This is a genomic window from Bacillus sp. FJAT-26390 (assembly GCF_001682865.1).
In the GTDB taxonomy this organism is placed as follows: Bacteria; Bacillota; Bacilli; order Paenibacillales; family Paenibacillaceae; genus Pristimantibacillus.
In genome coordinates, this window is sequence record NZ_MAQX01000032.1 from 747,227 (window position 1) to 764,725 (window position 17,499).

Annotated in this window: 14 protein-coding genes; 1 reads left to right on the top strand and 13 read right to left on the bottom strand. The window is 48.3% G+C overall.

The window, feature by feature from the left end; genetic code table 11:
* Window positions 1-22: 22 nt before the first annotated feature.
* The 12 genes from A7975_RS24105 to A7975_RS24160 form a co-directional block, all read right to left on the bottom strand.
* On the bottom strand, window positions 23-1,399 hold the full coding sequence (locus A7975_RS24105; RefSeq protein WP_141680396.1) for an ABC transporter substrate-binding protein: 1,377 nt from the start codon (window positions 1,397-1,399) through the stop codon (window positions 23-25).
* Window positions 1,400-1,576: 177 nt separating this feature from the next.
* Window positions 1,577-2,872 carry an extracellular solute-binding protein gene (locus A7975_RS24110; protein ID WP_065386789.1) on the bottom strand — a complete coding sequence of 432 codons (1,296 nt, stop codon included), beginning with the start codon at window positions 2,870-2,872 and terminating at the stop codon, window positions 1,577-1,579.
* 29 nt (window positions 2,873-2,901) lie between these two features.
* Window positions 2,902-3,888 carry a substrate-binding domain-containing protein gene (locus A7975_RS24115; protein ID WP_065386790.1) on the bottom strand — a complete coding sequence of 329 codons (987 nt, stop codon included), beginning with the start codon at window positions 3,886-3,888 and terminating at the stop codon, window positions 2,902-2,904.
* A gap of 13 nt (window positions 3,889-3,901) precedes the next feature.
* Window positions 3,902-5,686: a cache domain-containing sensor histidine kinase gene (locus A7975_RS24120; RefSeq protein ID WP_065386791.1), complete on the bottom strand. Its 1,785-nt coding sequence runs from the start codon at window positions 5,684-5,686 to the stop codon at window positions 3,902-3,904.
* Window position 5,687: 1 nt separating this feature from the next.
* Window positions 5,688-7,313, bottom strand: coding sequence for a response regulator (locus tag A7975_RS24125; RefSeq protein WP_065386792.1), 1,626 nt, complete (start codon window positions 7,311-7,313; stop codon window positions 5,688-5,690).
* 276 nt (window positions 7,314-7,589) lie between these two features.
* On the bottom strand, window positions 7,590-8,417 hold the full coding sequence (locus tag A7975_RS24130) for an alkaline phosphatase family protein (RefSeq protein WP_065386793.1): 828 nt from the start codon (window positions 8,415-8,417) through the stop codon (window positions 7,590-7,592).
* Window positions 8,414-9,457, bottom strand: coding sequence for an ABC transporter ATP-binding protein (locus tag A7975_RS24135; RefSeq protein WP_065386794.1), 1,044 nt, complete (start codon window positions 9,455-9,457; stop codon window positions 8,414-8,416). Before A7975_RS24135 ends, A7975_RS24130 begins: the two co-directional genes overlap by 4 nt.
* Window positions 9,454-10,263, bottom strand: a complete 810-nt coding sequence (locus A7975_RS24140) for an ABC transporter permease (RefSeq protein WP_082198418.1) — start codon at window positions 10,261-10,263, stop codon at window positions 9,454-9,456. Before A7975_RS24140 ends, A7975_RS24135 begins: the two co-directional genes overlap by 4 nt.
* The gene (locus tag A7975_RS24145; protein ID WP_053373155.1) at window positions 10,263-11,183 is read right to left on the bottom strand and encodes an ABC transporter permease; all 921 of its coding nucleotides are present in this window, start codon (window positions 11,181-11,183) and stop codon (window positions 10,263-10,265) included. Before A7975_RS24145 ends, A7975_RS24140 begins: the two co-directional genes overlap by 1 nt.
* A gap of 95 nt (window positions 11,184-11,278) precedes the next feature.
* A complete protein-coding gene (locus A7975_RS24150; RefSeq protein WP_053373156.1) occupies window positions 11,279-12,388 on the bottom strand; it encodes an ABC transporter substrate-binding protein in 1,110 nt (369 codons plus the stop codon).
* 229 nt (window positions 12,389-12,617) lie between these two features.
* Window positions 12,618-13,034, bottom strand: coding sequence for an SRPBCC family protein (locus tag A7975_RS24155; protein ID WP_065386795.1), 417 nt, complete (start codon window positions 13,032-13,034; stop codon window positions 12,618-12,620).
* A 204-nt stretch (window positions 13,035-13,238) separates the two neighbouring features.
* Complete coding sequence (locus A7975_RS24160; RefSeq protein WP_065386796.1) at window positions 13,239-14,561, bottom strand: family 43 glycosylhydrolase; 1,323 nt, start codon at window positions 14,559-14,561, stop codon at window positions 13,239-13,241.
* Between the two features lie 452 nt (window positions 14,562-15,013).
* Between A7975_RS24160 and A7975_RS24165 the strand changes: the two genes are divergently transcribed.
* Window positions 15,014-16,519 carry an MFS transporter gene (locus tag A7975_RS24165; RefSeq protein WP_065386797.1) on the top strand — a complete coding sequence of 502 codons (1,506 nt, stop codon included), beginning with the start codon at window positions 15,014-15,016 and terminating at the stop codon, window positions 16,517-16,519.
* Between the two features lie 123 nt (window positions 16,520-16,642).
* Here the strand turns inward: A7975_RS24165 and coaW are convergent, their stop codons facing one another.
* Window positions 16,643-17,464 carry a type II pantothenate kinase gene (coaW, locus tag A7975_RS24170; RefSeq protein ID WP_231637333.1) on the bottom strand — a complete coding sequence of 274 codons (822 nt, stop codon included), beginning with the start codon at window positions 17,462-17,464 and terminating at the stop codon, window positions 16,643-16,645.
* Window positions 17,465-17,499: the final 35 nt, after the last annotated feature.

The following is a 17,499-nucleotide window of genomic DNA, read 5'->3' on the forward strand; positions in this document are numbered from 1 at the left end:
CTTTCATTTTGTTAAAGGCTTATTATTTGCTCACTTTTTTCACGACGTCAGTAACCCGTTTAACCCACTCTTCAGGCGTAATCGTGCTGATGGTAAGGGCATCCGTAGCATCCATCATCGCTTTATCCACGTCTGCGTTATAAGTAATCGTCGGGATGACAACCGTGTTCGGGTCCGTCAAATATTTCGCTGCGTCTTTAACAAAGCTTGGAGCGTTGGAAGCGCTGATGTCGCCTTTGATGTTGGAAGGCGCGCCGCTAAGCTCAGCCCACTGGGAAGCTTGCTGCTTCGAGAAGATGAATTGCAGGAACGCTTTAGCTGCTTCTTTGTTTTTGCCTTTTTTAGCGATAGCTACAGTAGATGTGGAAGTGTTGGCAACCACTTTGCCGCCCGCTTCCTGCGTAACCGAAGGAATGAAGCCAAAGTCAAAGCCGGCAGGAATATCTTTTGCCATTTCGTTAGGCAGCCACAGACCATTCGGGATAAAAGCATCTTTATTTTGCAGGAACAGCATTTGTGAATCCGTGTGATTGATTTGGATGGAAGCTTTGTCAATGAAGCCTTTATCGCGCAGCGCAACGATTTTGTTAAGCGCAGCAAGTACCGCCGGGCTCTCGAATGCTTCTACCTTGTTAGCTGCCATGTCTTGAAGAATGGAGAAATCATTGTTGTTTGCCGATACGATAGCAGGATACAGAATCGAACCGTTAATATAATAAGGATATTTGCCCGTGTGAATGAATGGCGTAATGCCGTCCGCTTTAATTTTTTCGCTTACGTCAAGGAAGGATTGGAAGTCAGTTGGCTCCGTGTAGCCCTTTTCCTTGAAGAGCGCTTTGTTCCAGAACACGCCCCATGAGTTCAAAACGAGCGGAATGTTGTACACTTTGCCGTCAAATTGTTGTGCGGGCTGAGCCAGAATATCGGTAATCAAATCGCCGTCCACGTTTTTGGCTTCCTTCAGCCAATCCGTCAAATCTTCAAGCTGGCCATCCTCGACCATTTGGCGGTCATTTAGGACCGGACCGTCGATGTATACGAAATCAGGAGGATTTCCTCCAATCCAACGAGGTCTGTTTTGATCATTTATTTTTGGCCCTGCGGATTCTTTAATGTTTAGATCAGGGTTCGCGGCTTGGAAATCAGCAATAACCTTTTTCCACCATTTGTCGCCATATCCGCCAACAAAGTATTGAATTTCGAAATCGCCCGTCAGTTTCGTTGTTTCGTTCCCGGCATCGGGAGCGACTGTCGTCTCGGCGGCAGGAGCAGAATTGGAAGGCGTGTTGGAAGCTTTACCCGTAGAACCACCGTTATTCGATCCACCACAACCCGTTAGCGATACGGCTGCCAATATAGCGGCGATACCAAGCGCTGCAAACTTTTTCTTCATAATCATTAAAGCAAACCCTCCCACAAATGATGTTTTATACGCCGTAGCAATGAGCTCGTATTTGAGCTCTAGCGCGTAATTTCATCATAAGTTGGGAGGGCTTTATTCTCTATTGAATATCTTCCATATATTCTTTATTATCTTCTCTTCTCTATGAATTTAGAGGAAAAATATCGTGTTTCGTCATTTTTTTCGGCTATTCAGCTGATTGCTCTTCGTTTCGGCAAAAAGCTGGAGCTGATCTAACGCTGCTTTTGGGGTGGTATGCTCGAACAAGACGGCATCGCCCATTTTGCGGGCATAATCGAGCACGGCCTGCCAAGCCGGCTCCTTGACCGGATAAAACTTCGCTTTGCTCAGCGCTTCCAGATCGCTCTTCATCACTTCGTCCTGCTCGGACAATCGAACGCCTACTGTCGTGGTGGCAGGAAGGAAGCCTTCCCGCTTAATCATTTCCTCATAGGCACGATCATCATACAGAAAATCCAGAAATTTGGACAACGCTTCTTTGTTCGTATGATCGGTCTTAAACGAAACTAGCACATCGTGTACGCCAAATGTGATGGGCGGCGTTCCGTCCTTTACCGGTATCGGGCCTTTGCCCCATTGCAGGCTCGGGAATTCCTTCGGAACGACGGACGAGAAATAATTGCCGGATATCATCATCGCAAGCTCTCCCGCTCCGAGTATCCGCTGCTTCTCATCGCGAGTCGTAACGGTTGGCTCCGGATCGGTCAGCCCTTTATCGAACAGCTCTTTCAGAAAAGTTAAACCCTCGATGTTTGTTTTGGAGTTAATATGCCACTTCCCGTCTTTAATCCACTCTCCGCCCGAGCCGTAAAAGATATAAGATAACGATGCCTGCGTCTCATTATCGGTTAAATCTACGCCGAATCCTTCCGCCTCGCCGAGCGCTTTGATTTTGCCGGCAGCCTGCTCAAGCTCTGACCATGTCGCCGGAGGAGCCGCGATGCCCGCTCTTTGGAACAGATCTTTGTTATAGTACAAATTCCGCGTTGTAGCTACATAGGGGATGGCATACTGCACTCCGTTCATCTGATCCATCTCAACTAAATTCGGATACAGCTTGCTCGCCAGCTCAGGCGATATGATCTCATCCAAGTCATTAAGCAAGTCATCCTGGGCAAAATGGGCATAAACATTGGTATTCAAAAGATCAGGAGGCTGATTCTTGCTGATCATGGTCGTATAGATGCCATCGAGAATATCCCAATTGGCTACCTGCAGCTCCACATCGATTAACGGATTTTTACGCTCGAATTCTTTTACAAGCTTCTCCAGCAGCGGCTTCGTCTCCGTACTGTATTCAGAGGCAACGAACCGGATCAACGCCCGCTCTTCCTTCGGCGTCGCAATCGGCTCCGAGCTCGCATTCATGCATGAAGAGAGAAGAATCGCGGAAAGGGTGAATATAACGGTAATCATGAAGGGCTGCTTATTATAAAATTTTCGCTGCATAGGGTGATCTTATCCTCCCAGAAAAAAGTCTACTTGCTATTAATAAACGGGAACAGCAGCTTCTGATTTTCAGTGGTATACATATTCTCTTTCGTAATGACGCTGGATTCGATATCGATCTTAGGATCAGCGTTGTCGCCTTCGATTAGGTTTAATGCCGTTTTCACGCCTAAGTAGCCCATATTAAACGGTTTCTGCACGATGGACGCTTTGATGATGCCTGCTTCCAGCAGCTGCACCTCATCGCTCGTGCTGTCAAACCCGATCAAGCTCACCGCATCGATCCGATTTTGCTCCTTCAGCGCTTTAGCAACGCCCTGGGAAGAGGACCCGTTTAGCGTAATAAACGTATTGATGGAGGAGTCGCTCATCATCAGCTGCTTGGCAATCTCGTACGCTCTGTCCTCGGAATTGTCCGCATAATAGGGACCCTTCAAGCTTTCGTTATACCCGGCAAGAACGAGCCTCATCCCTGCAACCCGCTCCTCGGAAATGACCGAATTCGCATTATCGCTAATAATCGCTATATTCGGATGGCCGTTTGTTTCCTTAATCGCGGTCTGGCCCGCTAACCGCCCTGATTCCAAATGATTGCTGGAGACGACGATCGGAGAAGGCAGCATATCCGGCGATTGATTAATAACGACCAGCTTAATGCCTGCCGCACGCGCCTTCGCCAGAACAGCCGGCATCCGGTCATCCATAAGGGTAGCGATGACGATGGCTTGCGGCCTGCGCTCGATCGCTGCCTCCAATATTTGAATCTGAGTATCCGCATCATCCTCGGTAAGAGGGCCTTCCACGCTCAGATTAAGCCCGATCTCTTTGGCCGCTGCTTCGGCGCCTTGGTTCACGGCCTGCCAGAAGTCGTAGCGTACATTCAGCGTTTCCAAAATAACGGTGACGCTTTTGTCCTCGCGGGCAAAGCCCGTAAATAATTTGAAATTAAATACAGAATAGATCGCAATGACCGCAATCGCCAGCACGAGCCATAACGTAAATCGATGCTTCCGCATTAGTCTGCTCTCCTTACTCGAGTTTCGGTATTACGATCGTGATGCAGGTGCCTTCCTCGATTTCGCTGCGGATTGTAATGCCATATTCATGGCCAAAATAGAGCTTGATCCGCTCATTCACGTTACGGATGCCGATGCCCTGATTGCGGTTATCCTCCTCGCTGCGGAAGAAGAGCCGTCCGAGCTGCTCCTGTGTCATGCCATGCCCGTTGTCCTCGACTTCAAATATGACCTGTTCGCCCGATTGTCTGCCGCGTATCGTAATTAACCCGTCATCCATACCATACATGCTGCGAATGCCGTGATAGATCGCATTTTCGACAAAGGGCTGAAGCAGTATCTTAAGTGTCTTATAACCAACAATGGCTTCGTCAATATCGATCACATAATTAAGCTCATCATTGTAGCGCATCTTCTGTATCAGCAAATAGTTCGTAATATGCTCAATTTCTACGCGAATCGGGATCAGCTCCTGATCCTTCGTAATGCTCGCGCGGAACAGCTTGGCTAAGGCGGAAGTCATGAGCACGACCTCCTCATGCTGCTTCTGCTCGGCCATCCAGACGATGGAATCGAGCGTATTATACAAAAAATGAGGATTAATCTGTGATTGCAGCAGCAGCAGCTCGCTCTTGCGCTTGTTCTCTTGGTTTAGAATCGTCTCCTCCATGAGAAACTTTGTCCGGCTGACCATGAGATTAAACGATCGGCCCAGCTGCCCGATTTCGTTCATTTGTCCGATTTCGGTCTGAATGTCGAAATTCCCTTTCTCCACCTGTTTCATATCCGACGTCAATACCCGGATCGGCTTCGATAGCCGGTGAGACAGCCCAAGCGAAATAAGCAGCGAGAAAGCCAAGCCGCATAAGGAATAAAAAATAATCGAATTCCGCAAATTGTCTTTGCTGGCAATCAAATCATCGGTGTAGGCAACCCCCGCAATCCGCCATCCAAAGTTTGTATCCTGAACGGAGTAGATGCGTTTGCCATCCCCCTGGTTAACGGTAAAGGATTGTCCGCTTTCGGCTTGCAAAACCTCCGTTATTCTCTCGCTCCGCAGTTTGCTGTCGATCAGCTGCTGCTGCGGATGGTAGACGATATTGCCCTGCTTGTCCACAATGAAGAGATAACCTTTTTTGCCTAGATTAATGTTGTTGCAAATATCGTTTATAATGCTGAGATTTAGATCAACAAGGAAAACGCCCTCGGCCGTTATGCCATCGGTGCTCTTAAGCTCCCGGCTTAAGGAAACGACCCAGCGGTATTCGTTCTCGATCAGGCTTTGCACATGGGGAGCCGATACGACCGACTGGCCGCCTGCTGCCTTAGCCATCTGATACCAAGCTTGCTCCTCCAGATCGGTATTCGGATTTAAGCTCGTAATTCTGCGGTCGGATACAAATCTGCCATTATAGCCAAACACCATAATCGAAGCGATGTCCTTGCGCGTATACAAAATCGCTTGAAACAAGTCGGATATTTGCTTCTCGTACATCCGGCGATTCTCTGCGCTTATGAAGCTGTTGTCGGAGATATAATATTTGACATCCTTGTTGGTCAGAGCAAGCAGCGAGATGTTCTCCATGTTGTCGACATAGGATTGAATGTTGAGATTGACCTGCTTAATGATTTCTTCGATATACCCTTTCGAGTTCCGCTCGACAGCGGCGACGGACACTTGATAGCTTACTAGACTCGTTAGTACGATTGCAGCCAATATTAATAAGGAGAACGCTAACGATATGTTGGATTGAATGCTTTTGAGCGGGAATAAGGGAAAGAAACGTTCTTTGAGCATGCTAGGCTCCGCTCCCCTTTATTTGCTTATCTCGATAATCCTTGGGTGTTATTCCCGAATGCTTCTTAAATAGAATGCTGAAATAATTGGGGTCCTTGTAGCCGACCTGCTCGGCGATTTCGTATAATTTTAAATTTGAGTTATGAAGCAGCTCCTTAGCCTTCGCAACCCGTACACCGGTCAAATATTCGATAAACGTTTCTCCGGTATGCTGCTTAAAGACGAGGCTGAAATAGCTGGTGCTCATGAGCACATGGCGGCATAAATCCTGGAGAGACATTTTCTCGTTGGCATAATTCGTATCAATGTACTCTACTGCGCGATGAATTTGCATGTTCGTCAAATAATTGCGGTTATCCGTAATCGTCGAAATGACAGCGCACACCACTTCTTTGAGCCAAACCTCGATTTCATCCAGCGTCTTGAATCTAAACACATTCATCAGCTTGATTTGCTGCTCGATGGAAGGCTCCTGCTGCTGAATAGCAAGCTCCTGGATCGAGTTCATGAGCGATAGAACAACCTTCTGCATTTGCAGCATGCAGGCTTCTACCGGGACAAGTGCCGCCTTAAGCTCGGCTACTCCCGTTTCAATTAACTGATGCGCTTCTTGAATGGCGCCTGTTTTGACAGCTGTCGCAAGCTTGCGATCCCACTCCAGGCTAAGCGGCATAACGTTTGTGGGCTTGCCCTCTATATCCATAATGCTCAGTACCCGATTTTTGCCAAGCAGGAAGCGGTAATCCAGAACAGACAAAGCGCTCTTATAGGATATCGGAAGCTGCTCCACGTTAGCGCAGGCTCTGCCTACTCCGATCGTAACCGTAAAGCTCAAATATTTCTCCACATGATAACGGACTTCCTCCGCAAGAGAAAATACGCGCTCATACAATAGACTCTCATTGTCCTGTCCGAAAATAATCGCAACCATCCGCTCCTCGCGGGTACGGAAGGTTAGCACATGATCTTCATCCAGCGTTTCTTGAAAAATATCAAATGCCGCAAATCGCAAAAATTCGGAATCATGCTCATAGGAATGCAGCTCGCGGTTTCCGAAATCATCGATATCTACAACCATTACCACATACAGCGGCGACACGGGCGGAAGATTAAAATAAGCGAAGCGCTCCGTCACCTCCGATTCTTTCAGCCCAACTGCGACTAGACGCTCAAGAAACCGCTCCTTAAGAAGCGGAAGGCTCTGCTCCAATTGGCTGTTAAGCCTGCTTAGATCCTCGCGCCGCTTCTTCTCTTCATCCATCTCCGCTCTAATGCGGTCGAGCAGAAGCCTAATTTCCTGTGCCGTAATCGGCTTCAAAATAAAATCCGATATTTTAAGCCGAATCGCTTGCTGCGCATATTCAAATTCGTCATACCCCGTTAAAATTATCATTTTGATATACGGAAACTGCGCTGAGATTAATCCCGCAAGCTCCAGCCCATCCATAAAGGGCATGCTAATATCTGAAATGACCAGCTCCGGCCTATACAACTCTACTGCATCCCAAGCCTCGCGGCCGTTGGCATAATCACCTATCAATTCGAAGCCATGCTCGCTCCAATTAATCGTATTTTTCAACCCGTTCCGGACAACCGCTTCATCATCGACAATCATTACTCTGTACATCGAAGCCTCTCCAGTCTATTGGAATACATCTATTTGCTATAACAATATACCCCAATTATGCATGAGAACTAGCTTGCTTACAATTGATTGATTTACGGTCGTAATAAATATAGATGCGTAAACCTCACATGTAAATTTGGGAATAATACAAAAAAAGGAAGGAGACCGAGGCTCCTTCCCTTGTGTTACAGATCAACAATCACACCATTCATTTTTTCGTCCAAATCTTATAACTATTTCACGTCATATCTTTACAGTCATGCTCTCTGGGTCCAGCTACCGCTTATCTACCAAAGCAATCATCCGCTCGGACGGCTCCAGTCCCAGATAGCGGCACATTAACGGGGCGAGCATAAGCTGCGGCAAAGCTTCGCCATCGCTTACTGTCAGCAAGTCAGGCGCTTCACCGCAAATGTAGAGCGGCACATGCCGCTCCTCCGGCTCCGTCCCGCCATGATAACCGGCTGCGTTCATCCCGTGGTCGGCGGTTACGATAATACGGCAGCCTTGGGACATCCATAGCGGCATCAACGTCGCAAGCATGCCATCCACCGCGCGCACGGATGCTTCATATGGCTTGCTTTCCCCGCCGTGCTTATGTCCCGCGTCATCAATATTCATCGTATGGATATATAGAAAATGCGGGTCATACGTTGCACGCAAATTTTCGGCGTCTACGAATAGATGGCTGTCTGGATATTGATCCTCGAAATAAAAAATACCATGCTGGATCGGCTTGCTCTCGTCATGCTGATGGCGATCCGTAATCGGGTTAAATGGCGCCGAATTATAAAGCTCGCTAACCCAGTGGTACGCGGCAGCAGCCGTTCTGAGCCCTGCCTTGGCAGCAAGCCCAAATACGCTCTGCTCCTGGCTTAATCTAACGATATGATTAGCCGTAATGCCATTCTTCGCAGCCGGCGTCCCCGTAAGAAGCACTTCGTAGAGCGGACGCGACAGACTCGGGAGCTCCGATTGAACCCGGTAACAATGAACCTGTCCTTGCTCCACAAGATGCTCCATGTAGCCTAAATATTTTCGCGCCGAATCATATCTTAATCCGTCCAGAACAACAACGATCAGCCTTGGTGACGTGTCAGTCATGCGCCCTCCCTCTCTAGATGCAAGAGCTGGGAATGATCCATCGCTAAGCATACACGGCTGCTTTCTCCCAAACGCAGTGACCGGCCGTCGTTAAGCACATCGATGGTTAGCCTTACGCTGGCGGCATCTATGGCATAACGGATAATATTGCCGAGAATGGAGACCGAATGGATGGTTCCCTCCACAATCCGCTTTCCCTCGCGTACTGCCGCTAGGCGAGCTTCCTCGTCCAACAGAACGACCGATTCAGGCCGAATAGCGAAGCTTTCCGCCGTACTATCCACCTGCTCGAACAATCGCATAACCTCAGGTTTAGTCAGTACGTTGTAGCTTCCCATGAAACGGGCGACAAACTCTGTTTTTGGAGTCGTGTAAATCTCTTCAGGGGTTCCCTCCTGCACGATGCTTCCGTTGTTCATCAGACATACCCGATCGGATAAAATGAGCGCTTCTTCCTGATCATGCGTCACGAAGATCGTCGTCATATTAAAACGTTTCTGTATATCACGAATTTCTGTCCGCAGGTTTTTGCGAATTTTCGCATCCAATGCGCTCAGCGGCTCATCGAGCAGGAGCACTTTGGGCTGAACGGCAAGCGAACGAGCAAGCGCCACGCGCTGCTGCTGACCGCCGGAAAGATGCTGGGGATAGGCGCCCCGCTTGTCCTCCAGGTCAATCATGGCAAGCAGTTCCTCGGATCGCCTTACTCTCTCTTCCTTGGCGACCCCTCTCATTTTCATCCCGTATTGAATATTTTCACTGACGGTTAGATTAGGAAACAGAGCATAAGATTGAAACACCATCCCAATCTCCCGATTGCGGGGAGGAAGGTTCACGATATTTTTTTTATCTAAAATAATTTGCCCGCCGTCAATTTCCGTCAGGCCCGCAATGCAGCGCAGCAGCGTGCTCTTTCCGCAGCCCGATGGCCCAAGCAGCGTCACGAGCTCCCCTTCGCGGATTTGCAAATCAACATGATTCAGCACATTCGTGCTGCCGAATTGCTTATGAATGCCTTGCAGTTCCAAATATGCGCTCATCCTTGAATCCCCTTATTCATTTTTTGGCCAAGCTTCATTAGGACCATAGACAACAGCAGAATAAAAATGAAATAGGAAATCGCGATAGCGCTAGCCAAGTGCCCGCTTTCCCCTAACCTCTGATAAAGGTAAACCTGTATCGTATGGATATGCCCGCCGACAAGCATGTTGGTTAGAACAAACTCACCGAATAGGATAGAGAAAGATAACAATGTCGAGGTAATGACGCCTGGCCAAATATTGGGGAGAATCACGTTAACGAACGCTTTTGCCCGGCTGGCACCTAACATTTCTGCCGAATTAAGCAGCTCAACCGCTGACACCGTTAGCAGGCTATTACGAATGCCTTGATACATATAGGGTAAAATGACAACGAAATAAGCGCCAATTAATAGATAGGCTGTTCCAGCGATATCAATTGGACCCGAGGAGTACGCACGAATGAGACCGACCGCCGCCACGACGCCAGGCACAGCATAAGGCAGCACAACAATCCCCTTCATAAACGTCTCCCATTTGGGCAGGTAGACCGTAATAATAAACACGGCCGGCAGCATAATGACGAGACTCAGCGCTACGCTTATTGCACATAAATAGAGGGAGGTCCACAGCGCGTCCAGAAAACGTATATCTTCGAACATCCCGCTGAACCATTCGGTCGTCCAGCGCGTCGGGAGTACGGTCGTCTGCCATTCCTTGGCGAATGCATAAATGAAAGTAGCTAATAAGGGTAGCAGCAAATAAATCATGAGCACCAGCATGAGCAGCCGATGCGTCCAGCCCGTCTTCTTCCTCTTCATCTCCATCACAGCTCCTCCTTCACGGCTGCCGTAAGGCGGCTCAGCTGTTTCCGGCGCTTTCGTGCCTGTACAGGGGATGAACTCGATTGAAACAATTGGGATCGCTGAACCATTTTATGATTAAGATATACAGCGAGTAAGGTAGATAACGCTAAAATAACCGCAAGCGCATTGCCGAGCTGAGGCTCGTTCACGACATCCCCCGCTACCAGGGAACCGATTCGAATGGCAAGCAAGTTGTAATTCCCTCCGACTAAGGCATAAGCCGTCGCATATGCGCCCATTGCATTCGCAAATAAAATGCCCAGCGTCCCGAAGACGGCTGGCATCAGAACCGGTATGCCGATCGTGGTCCAAAACTTCCAATTGCTTGCTCCAAGCAGCGATGCCGCCTCTTTCCATTGCTCGCGGATTCCATAGAAAGAGGGATACAGAAGCAAGAGGGCAAGCGGAACCTGAAAGTAAACATAAACCAAAATAAGACCTGTCCAGCTATACAAATCAAAATCCGAAAATACATTCCAGCCCCACTGCTTAAACAGCAGCGTAAATACGCCATTGCTGCCCAGCAGGATAATATAAGCAAAGGCGAGCGGAACACCTGCAAAATTCGAGGTCATATTGGAGAGCATAAGAAGCCGATCCCGCATTTTTGGGGAAAATCGCGTGATCGAGTAAGCGCATAGGAGACCGATGATGATTCCGATTGCACTTGAGGATATAGAAATGAGCAGGCTGTTCTTAATAGCCTTCAAATAGTATTCACTTTGCATAATTCTCGCGTAATAGCTTAGCGTAAAGCCCGGACCGTCCTCCGGCCTGACACTTCCGGCCAGCATAGACAGGATTGGAGCGAATTGAAACGCCACAATCATGACAACAAACGGGATTAACCCTAGAAACACCCACCGATTCCTTCGCCTCATGCCTGTATTCTCTCCTCCTATTAAATAAAAGGGGGCGTCTTCGGCAACAACGACGAAGACGCTCCATTTTCGGCTATCAGGTTAACGATTAACGATTAGTTCATGTGCACAAGAACGCGTTCCTGCCACAGCTGCGGTAATTTTTTAGCCGTCTCTTCCCATACCTTGTAATCGCCAACCGGCTTAACGTTAGCATATGCGTCGCTAGGGAGCAGCTTTGCCGCTACGTCCTCAGGCAGCTTTACGCTATCACGAATCGGCCTTGCATAACCTTTCGCCAAGTTAATCTGGCCTGCATCGCTCAAAATATATTCACGAGCCAGCTTCGCCGCATTTGGATGCAAAGCATATTTGTTGATGATCGTGGCATAACCGCTCACAACGCTTCCTTCTTTAGGAATGGCTACGTTGAATTGGTCCTTGCCAAGCTGGTCTTTGGAGTTCAAAGCGTTAAAATCCCATAATAACGTCACTTCGACTTCGCCTTTTTCGATGTTAGCCAGACTAGCTTCCGCATTGGAAAGGCGGCCTTTTTTTGCAAGATCCTCGAAATAAGCAATTCCTGGCTCAATATTAGATTCGTCCCCGCCAAAAGCGATCGCCGCGGCCAACACGGCCATTTGAGCCTGCGCTGCTTTTGTTACATCGCCAACGATGATTTTGTAGGTGCCGCTCTTAAGGTCTTCCCAGCTTTGGGGCGGCGTTTGGACAAGCTTCGTATTCGTTAGGAATGAAATCGAGCCTTGGTATCCTACGATCCAGTGCCCATCTTTATCTTTGGCCCAATCCGGCACTTCATCCCAATAGGAGGTTTTGTAAGCTTGCGTAACGCCTTTATCAACCGCAACCGGTCCAAATGCAATACCAACGTCGCCAATATCAGAGGTTGGCTTATCTTTCTCAGCCTCAAACTTGGCAATTTCCTCTGCGCTCGACATATCTGTATCCGTATGTGTTAACGCGTACTTGGTTTGCAGATCCGTCCATGTGTCCTTCCAGTTCGCCCAAGTGTCCGGCATTCCGACGCTTACGACAGAGCCTTCTTCCTTCGCGTTCTTCTCAAGATCAGCTACCGAGATTTCTTCAACTTCAGCACTCTCATTAGCTGCTTCCTTGTTGTTACTTCCCCCGCATGCAGCAAGCATTAGAACGAACACTGATAAAATAACGCCGACAACTAACTCTTTTTTGAACCAAAGTTTCATGATCTCTCTTTCACTCCCATGTGGATTAATGTGGGTTGTTATGAATTCTTGTTGTTTTTACCCTTTTAAAGTATAGATCGGCAATATTTTCTCCAGGTTATCTAAATTCAGCACATTTGTTAAACTAATGTATTTATATGGTAAATTTAGTGTGGGCAGCGGTCTATTTACACAAAAAAAAGAGCACCTTTAAGGCACTCTCTTAGCGTTTAGTCCTTATATATAGCGCTCACATGTCTGCATTTATTTTTCCCAAAATTTTAGCCGCCGCTTCTTCCCAGTACCGCTTCATATTTTCCCGCTCATTCCCATCCTTCAGCTTTTCCTGATGAAAGCTTATGACTGTTTTGCCTGCGCTCTTTGGATTAGGAATAATGCGGATTTGCACCGTTGACGGGCTCTCCCACGTCTTCCTCTGCCATGTCATCCGAAGCTGGTGGAGCGGCTTTACGACACGCAATTCGCCAAATATGCCTTCCTTGGTTGTGTACGGATGACCAACCTCTAGCTTTAAATCTGAAATGTCGCCCAACCATAGCTTTAGTCCTACAGGAGAAATCAACAATGCCCATGCTTGCTCTTGCGAGATCGGAAATGTCCTGCGAACGCCAATTTGGAATCCTGCCGAAGCCGTCTGTCCTAACATAGCAACCGCCTCCCTATTAATTGTTGCTACTAGCTCATTTTATAACCGCGAACCTATTCTTGGGGTCATGATAGCTTCTCTATTATTTTTTGTCAATCTATGGATAGTAACCAACCGAACATGCAAAAGGCAAAGAGCGCCTAATAAGGCGCTCTTTCTACACTTGTGAACGATGGCATGCCGAGAGTGAATGGCCGGTTGCACTTAATCAGCAAACGGGCTGACGCTTATGCCTTGAAGACTGATTTTGCCATAGCCGCCTGTCAGTTTAATGCTGTTGTCCGTCCCTGGATTCAGCGTCACTGTAAGGCTGGCTTTGCCGGTAAAATCGGTCAAGCTTCCCGTCGACAACGCATTTAGCAATGAATAATCATGGCCATTGACCGTCAGATTCAGCTTGGCGAGACGCTCTGCCGTGGCATAACGAATATGAATCGTTGCTCTGCCGCCCTTCCCTCCATCGACATTGTCGAACCGGCAGTAGGAGCCTGCCGCTTGCAAATGGGTTACAACGCTGGAGCCTTGCTCGTTTGTTTCGATTGCTGCCCCACCGTAAACGCTGCATTTCTCTGCCGGGTAGGCCTTTTCGTTCGGATTGGGTGCAGGAGCATCCCCGACTGATTGGACGCCTTCCTTAGTCTGGACGACGGTCTTGATCGTTCCGTCTTCATTGAAGTACAAATAGTCGATGCACATGCTTCGCAAATTGCCTTCGCCCGAGATATCTTGATTATGGTAGAACAAATACCATTGTCCCTTAAATTCCGCCACGGAGCCATGAGTTGTCGAGCAGCCGGTCGGCTCCAGAAAGATCCCCCGATAGGTCCAAGGGCCAAGCGGATTTTCGCTGGTAGCGTATCTCATCCGGTTATTTCCGTCCAGATTGTCCGCGTAGGTCAAATAGTAGAGGCCCTCTCTTTTGAATACCCATGCCGCCTCGTGAAAATCCTCCAACCCTTCCATTTCCCGCATTTCGCCCTTAATCGACATCATATCCTCGTTCAGCTCGCCGCCCTCGCATCGGCTGCCGCCGCCGTAGTACATGTAGGCACGGTCATCATCATCCACCAGCACGCAAGGATCAATGAGCGCAAATCCCCCAAGCCCCTCAATATAGCCCTGATCGGTAAAGCCGCTTGCAGGCCTTTGGCTCGTTGCTACCCCGATTTTCCAAGTGTCGTTCCAGCTGGAGCCGCTCGGATGCGGATAATAGAAATAGTAGGTTCCGTTCTTGTAGGCCGCATCAGGCGCCCACATAAAGCCGCCTTCCGGTCTGCCCCAAGCCACATCATCCGAGCGGAGAATTTCTCCTTCATCTACCCAGTTCACCATATCCGACGAGGAAAACACATGATACCTGTCCATCAGATCGCAGCCTCTTGCCGGGTCCATGTCATGGGAAGCATAAATATAAACCTTGCCGTCCCCCCACACGTGGGCAGATGGGTCGGCCGTGTATATTGACGTCACAATGGGATTTTTCGAAGTTACCTTCATGGATGGTGCCGATACGCCTTCGTTTCTCATTATTTTGATCCTCCTATTGTCGTTAAAAATGAACGATTTACTTAATATATACGCTCACTCCAGCATACCCCGCATGACTAGGCGTCACCATGGGACGATATTAAACAATATAGTCGAATCTAAACTGATTTTTTTATAAAAAAAATCCACAACCTTTTATGGTTGTGGATTTGAATGGTGGAGATGGGTAACTGCTGCACTATATTTGGATCGCGATTTGGGTGACATATTTATCCGGATCTCCAACAGCTAAATAACTAAGCAAATCATATTCGTATGCGTTGCCCGTAATCGTCAAATGATTAGCGGCGATAGTACATTAACGTAACCATATTGCCCCGTCAAGGAACATGAGGCGCTGCTATCAATTTAGGGGCGGTTAATTAAGCCAGTTGTTCCTCATAATACCTTACGGGAGCAAAATTTTATTGCGCATCTTTGGAGGATTACAAATGTCTACCTTTCATCTCTCTAAGCTTCAACGCTGGATTGTGCTGGCGATCGTGTCAAGTGCCCTGTTTCTAATCGTCATTGACATGACGGTGCTTTATACCGCTCTCCCGCAGCTTACGCATGACCTTTCTGCTACCGCTTCGGAAAAGCTATGGATCGTCAACATTTATCCGCTTGTGATGGCTGGGCTATTGCCCGGTCTCGGTACTTTAGGCGATAGGCTCGGTCATAAGAGGCTTTTCGTCAGCGGGCTTATTCTCTTTGGGATTGCTTCCCTGCTTGCGGCCTACGCGCCATTCCCGCTCGTTCTTATTGCCGCGCGTGCCCTGCTTGCCGTTGGCGCCGCGATGATGATGCCGGCAACCCTTTCCATCATTCGCACGACCTTTTCCGATGAGCGCGAGCGCTCACTAGCCATCGGCATTTGGGCATCCGTCTCCTCTGTCGGAGCCGGAATCGGCCCACTCATTGGCGGTTTATTGCTGGAGCATTTTTGGTGGGGCTCGGTGTTCCTGCTCAATATTCCAATCGTCATTATCGCTCTGCTTTTAGCCGTTCTGTTTATCCCGAACCTTAAAGGGCATCCAAGCAAAACATGGGATTTTATCGGTTCCGTCCAGATTATGATTGGCCTCGTTGGTCTCGTGTATGCAATCAAGGAGGTCAGCAGGCGTGATGGCTCGTATGCCATCGCTTTGATTTCAGCCGCAATTGGAATTATGGCTTTGATTTTGTTTTTGCTACGCCAACGTAAGAGCACCGATCCCTTAATCGATTTTGCCTTATTTAAAGATTCTCGCTTCACGATAGGCGTGCTGACAGCTCTGCTGTCTTGCTTTGCTCTAATAGGAATGGAATTGATCGTCACCCAGCGGCTTCAGCTCGTGCTTGGGTATTCCCCCCTAGAAGCCGGCCTGTTCATTATATTTACTCCGATCGCTTCATTCCTCTCCGGAATAATCATCGGGCTAGTGCTGCATCGCGTGGATAAGATGAACGTACAATGGATTTGTTTGTTTATCTCTGGTCTCGGGATGGGTGCGTTTCTGCTCTTCCATAATGGAAATATCATTGCACAGGTCGTATCGCTGTTGATTCTGGGGGCGGGTCTTGGCGGAGCGATGACTGCTGCTTCTAATTCGATTATGATTCATGCCCCTATTGAGAAAGCAGGCATGGCCGCATCCATCGAGGAAGTCTCGTTCGAGCTTGGCAGCACGCTGAGCATTACGCTTCTGGGCAGCCTTTCGTCGTTCATCTATACCGCTTCATTCGTTATTCCTGAAGGACTAGCCGTCTCTCCGGTCGTTCGGGACAGCTTAGACGAGGCACTAATGGCAGCAGAAAATTTGTCCGCCACAGCCGGATCCACCCTCATTCAAATCGCGCAAGCGGCATTTGATAAGTCGTTTGTTGCGGTCCTAGCTACTGCTACACTCATTCTTATGATCGCTGCGTTTATGGTCCGTGCCGCTGCATATCGTGCCAAGGTTAGGGGCAATTAGAGCTGATTGTAAAATACGCGATAAACAATGGGGCAGAAATTCGAGGCTGTTATTGCTTTGGCAGATGTCGATTATTCCGGGACTGAGCGTTTGCATAACTCGGATCCCGGAGAATCTTGCTTTCTAACTGTCATACAATAAGGCTCCAATTGCCCCGCAATACTCGCCATTATCAATGAACAAGGGCGAGGCTCCTCTTAGCTTTGTATAATTTTGAACAACCTCTTTAAGAAGGTCGTTTCCAATGAAAGATGAACCGATGAAAATGACGGATGAGACGCCACATTGGCCCGCAGCAAGCACGCTAACTGTAGCTGCCGTTTCCCCCACTAGGCCGATTACAGAAGCCAGTAGTTCTTCCTTCGACAATTGATCTGCAGCTACCAACGGCAGTATATTTCCGAAATTACTTGCGGTTAAATCTCCTGGAATGGGAGGCTCTGCGCCTGCATAAATATGCTTTACTTTCAAATCGATGCGGTCACGCTCTCCCTTAACTGCGGATGATACAATGGTTTCATAATCTGTTATCCCAGTCAGCAGCTGCGACAGCCCCATTATGGTTCCGCCGCCAACCCCGGTTCCACCGACCCTTTTTTGACTGCTGGGACCGACATGGTGAATCGAAGTGCCGGTACCCACATTCGTTAAAATATACGTTTCCTCTAATATAGCGTTCTTCGCAAGAAGATAACGCACACCGCTGCAGGTTGCCTCGAATTCAACGATCTCCGCCGCTTTCTCTGCCGCTTCTTTGCTCAAATAGGATTTCAATAAAGCGGCTTTACCGCCCGTGATACAAATCTTAGCGTTATCGAATCCGCTTATCTGCTGAGCCACATTTTCCAATTGGGAGATCGGGAACTTGTTGAATTCGAGCGCGCCGCTCTGCATCCATGCGACTTTAATTAGTGTACCGCCAGCATCTATTCCAATTTTCATCATTGATTTATGTACCCCGCTATTGTATAGACATTTAT